The sequence below is a fragment of the Dellaglioa sp. CoH-55-MRSF-9 genome, assembly GCF_056782155.1.
Genome location: NZ_JBXAYG010000071.1, coordinates 1 through 277, shown reverse-complemented (window position 1 = coordinate 277; position 277 = coordinate 1). Strand labels below are relative to the sequence as shown.

Here is a 277-nt window from a genome sequence, read left to right as displayed (position 1 = left end):
AAACTGCGGCCTGCGCCACCGTCCGCATCTTACGGAAGCGATCCATCAGACCCATCTTTTCCATCTCGTACCAGTGGAATGCTGCCTGAACCTGCACCTCGGTCATGCTCGGATTCTTCTTCCGGAACTGGCGCAATTCACGAATGCGGTCCGCGCTCAGCCACTGGGCGACGCCGCGTGCTCCAGAGTACGGGTTGCGGGCATGCACGTCGAACTGCGATTCTTGCTGGACCGAGCCCAAGGCCCCAGCAATCTGCGCATCGGTCAACCCGTATTT

Annotated in this window: 1 protein-coding gene; it reads right to left on the bottom strand. The window is 59.9% G+C overall.

Annotated elements, in window-relative coordinates:
- On the bottom strand, window positions 1-277 hold a 277-nt coding region (locus AC1RPV_RS07835; protein WP_481764208.1), incomplete at both ends, for a phage tail tip lysozyme.